We start from the raw sequence: 2,232 nt of genomic DNA on the forward strand, positions 1-2,232 counted from the left end.
AAGAAGTTTGTGGTGCTTCTTGAGGAGCCTGAGGCGCATGTCTTCCCATACTTTTTAAACATGCTTGCGGAGCATATTGGTAAGGTTGTGGGTAATGTTTATGTTGTTGTTTCAACTCATAATCCACTCTTTGTTTCACGATTGCAGGATTGTGTGAAGAATTTGAGGACTTATTATGTTTATAGGGGTGTTGATGGTTCTACGTCTGCCTGCATGTTGGATGTTGATAAGATGGCTAAGGATTTGGCTACAATGGAGGATGTGCTATTAGGACCTCCCTCTGAAGTTTTGGGGAAGTATGCTGTAGAGGTTGTTAAGGGTGCTGAGGGTAGGACTGGTGCTAGCTGAATGCTATGCTAATACCTGTTTCGCTGAGGCAGTTGCTAGGAATCTTGGTTTGGAAGTTAAAGCTCATCATACTTATAAGATGGGACGTGAGAAGGTCATAAAGAAGGCTGAGAAGGGTCTTGGAAATCTCAAAAGTGATGAGCATATTCTCATATTCATAGATTATGAGATAGGTCCTTCGAGGAGATATATAGATGTGAATTTTGAGTTGCAAGCAATGTATGGAGATGGGTTGCATGTAGGGGTTTTTAAGAGGGATAGGAGGTTGATTGCAATAATATTTGACCCGAATATTGAGGAGTTTCTATGTAAAGTTACTGGTAAGTACTGTGATGAGGATGAGAGGAAAATGCTTAAACGTGGAAGTTTGGAGGAGGTTTGTAGAGAGCTTCAAGAAGTTGTTGGGGCTGAATTTAACAAGATCATCAACGACATAGCACGCTTCGTGAAATTCATGTGGAGTAAGCTAGATCAAACAATTTTCGCCTCATTTCTTCTCCGAAATCTAGAATGCTTCTAGACGATGCAGCTATAATGTTAAATTCTAATTGGGATAATTGAAGAATGCAACTTGCTTTAAATTAAGTTTTGGGAACTCCCTTATGCTCAGAATTTTAGATTACTTGATAGACTATAAATTGAATGACTTTATGGGGGAGGGAGGTTATTAAGACTTCAAGGATGAACAAGATTGCCTTCTATAAGTACTTTGAAGGATAAATCATTATCGGTTAAGGCAACCTTTATAACGCTTCTTAAACACTATTATTGGTTTTGTGAGGAGGGTTAGTCTATTGTTTGTTAGTGTTAGTTCTCTTTTTATTCTTGCAATAGGTTAGCTAACCCCTCTGGAGCGTTAAGTTGGGTATGTGGAGTGGTATGGGTTTTCTATACTTGTTGGGATGAGGGGGAGTTTTAAATTGTTTGTATGCCAATTTATTTTTGAAGGTGACTTTATGTATTTGGATGATTTTAGGGTTAGGTTGTTGAGGGATTGGTTTGGGAGTTTGTTTAGTTTGAATTATGCGCGGAAGGTTCATCCTAGGGCTAAGGAGTATTTGTATAGGTTGAGTAGGTGTGGTGTGGTTAAGCGTGTGGTTTGGGGTTGGTATTGGATTCCAACAAGCTATAGGGATGTTTGGGAGTTTTTGGCTGTGGATAGGGGGTTTAAGGTTGTGGTTAAGCAGACTGCTGCAAGCATATGGAATTATGATTTCATTCATAGAGATGTCTTCCACTTAGCTGTTGATGATAAATCTTATGGGAGGGCTTTGGAAGCTTTCGCGAAAGTTATGGGTTGGAATTTTGAGGTTGAATTTCATAGGAGGATACCTTACGAGTATGTGGAGGTTGATGGTTTATTTGTTGAGGCTTTGGAGCATTGTATAGTTGATTGCCTGGCTGAATGGTCTTTCATGGATGCCTTCGCAACCCTATATTTTAGGAGGGATGAAGTGGATTTCGATAAGTTGAAGATGCTTGGGAGGTGGAGGAGGGTGTCTAAAACGGATTTGAGGGTATGGACATTGATAAAGTATGGTTGCAAATTATTCAATGAATATTTGGGGAGGGAGGTTTTCAAGTTTAAATCTGCCGATATAAGTTGAGATGATGTTAAGGGATTGGTGGATGAGGCTGTGGGGAGGGTTGTGGAGTTTATCCTTTGATTGGATGAGGATTTTGGGTGTTGTTTTTCATAAGTTTTAAGTGGTGTGTTTGTCATATTTTGTTTTGGGTGTTTTGTTTTGCCTTTTGGGTTTAATGGTAGGTGGCTTAGGGTTAATCTTTCCACTGGTGAGGTTAGGGTTGAAAGTGTTTCTGAGGATGTTTATAGGGCTTTTTTGGGTGGTAGGGGTTTTTGTGCTTATGTGCTTTTTAGGGAGT

The 2,232-nt window shown here is 39.7% G+C and carries 3 protein-coding genes and 1 pseudogene; all 4 read left to right on the forward strand.

Features of this window, described 5'->3' with window-relative positions:
* Nucleotides 1–348: pseudogene (locus tag MRT15_RS11410) on the forward strand (hypothetical protein); the annotation flags it as partial.
* Nucleotides 320–868 (forward strand): hypothetical protein, encoded by a 549-nt coding sequence (locus MRT15_RS11415; RefSeq protein ID WP_304330354.1) that lies wholly within the window; start codon nt 320–322, stop codon nt 866–868. The pseudogene MRT15_RS11410 and the gene MRT15_RS11415, both read left to right, overlap by 29 nt.
* A 436-nt stretch (nt 869–1,304) precedes the next feature.
* Complete coding sequence (locus MRT15_RS11420; protein ID WP_304330355.1) at nt 1,305–1,955, forward strand: hypothetical protein; 651 nt, start codon at nt 1,305–1,307, stop codon at nt 1,953–1,955.
* 105 nt (nt 1,956–2,060) lie between these two features.
* Nucleotides 2,061–2,232: aldehyde ferredoxin oxidoreductase N-terminal domain-containing protein (locus MRT15_RS12680; RefSeq protein WP_369684982.1), on the forward strand; the 172-nt coding region annotated here is incomplete at its 3' end.

It is taken from the genome of Candidatus Culexarchaeum yellowstonense, from assembly GCF_024707025.1.
Classification (GTDB): Archaea; Thermoproteota; Methanomethylicia; order Culexarchaeales; family Culexarchaeaceae; genus Culexarchaeum.